The 1,348-nt window shown below is 63.2% G+C and carries 2 protein-coding genes; both read left to right on the top strand.

Translation table 11 applies throughout. The features are described from left to right. On the top strand, positions 1-564 hold a 564-nt coding region (locus P0D80_RS50215), incomplete at its 5' end, for a gluconate 2-dehydrogenase subunit 3 family protein (protein ID WP_408296210.1). Continuing rightward, positions 564-1,348, top strand: a 785-nt coding sequence (locus P0D80_RS50210) for a GMC family oxidoreductase (protein ID WP_459252779.1), incomplete at its 3' end; no start/stop codon positions are given. The genes P0D80_RS50215 and P0D80_RS50210, both read left to right, overlap by 1 nt.

Raw genomic sequence — 1,348 nt, 5'->3', positions numbered from 1 at the left:
CATTTCTTCGACGCGAAGGAATGGGCGTTCATTCACGCCGCGGTCGACCGTCTGATTCCATCGGACAGCGAAGGCCCCGGCGCCGTCGAAGCGGGCGTGCCCGAATTCATCGACCGGCAGATGGAGACCCCGTATGCGCATGGCGCGCTCTGGTACATGCAGGCCCCGTTCACGCAGGGCGCGCCCGAACTCGGCTATCAGTTGAAGCTGGTGCCGCGCGATCTGTACCGCCTCGGCATCGCGGCAGTCAACGCGTACTGCACGAAGACCTATGGCCACCCCTTCGATGCGCTCGACGCCGCCACGCGCGACACCGTGCTCGGCACGCTCGAGAAAGGCAAGGTCGATCTCGCCGACGTGCCGGCCGAGGTGTTCTTCGGACAACTGCTGCAGAACACCCGCGAAGGCTACTTCTGCGATCCGGTCCACGGCGGCAATCGCGACATGGGCGGCTGGAAGATGATCGGTTTTCCCGGCGCGCGCGCCGATTTCATGGACTTCGTCAATCAGAACGGCGCGGCCTATCCGTATGGCCCCGTGTCGATCGAAGGAAAGCGCACCTGATGTCTACCCAAACCAAACCGCACGTCGACGCGGTGATCGTCGGCTTCGGCTGGACCGGTGCGATTCTCGCGAAGGAACTCACCGAAGCGGGCCTCAAGGTCGTCGCGCTCGAACGCGGCGAATACCGCGACACCTATCCGGACGGCGCGTATCCGAACACGATCGACGAGCTGACCTATAACGTGCGCAAGAAGCTGTTCCTCGATCTCTCGAAGACCACTGTCTCGATCCGCCATGCGCCAAACGATACCGCCTTGCCGTATCGCCAGTTGGCCGCGTTTCTGCCGGGCGAAGGCGTCGGCGGCGCGGGGCTGCACTGGTCGGGCGTGCACTTCCGCATCACGCCGGAAGAGCTGCGCCTGAAGAGTCACTACGAGGAACGCTACGGCAGGCGCTTCATTCCCGAAGGCATGACGATCCAGGATTACGGCGTCAGCTACGAAGAACTCGAACCGTACTTCGACTTCGCCGAGAAGGTGTTCGGCACCTCGGGCCAGGCGTACAAGGTCAACGGCAAGGTGGTCGGCGACGGCAACGTGTTCGAAGCGCCGCGCAGCGACAACTTTCCGCTCGCCGCGCAACTGAACACATATTCGGCGGAGCGTTTCGGCAAGGCCGCGCGCGAACTCGGGCTGAATCCGTACCGTCTGCCTTCGGCGAATACATCGGGTCCGTACACGAACCCGTACGGCGTGCAGATGGGGCCGTGCAACTTCTGCGGCTTCTGCAGCGGCTACGCGTGCTACATGTATTCGAAGGCCTCGCCGAACCTGAACATTCTGCC

The sequence above is a fragment of the Paraburkholderia sp. RL17-373-BIF-A genome (genome assembly GCF_046030175.1).
In the GTDB taxonomy this organism is placed as follows: Bacteria; Pseudomonadota; Gammaproteobacteria; order Burkholderiales; family Burkholderiaceae; genus Paraburkholderia.
This window is presented reverse-complemented; position numbering and strand designations above follow the sequence as displayed.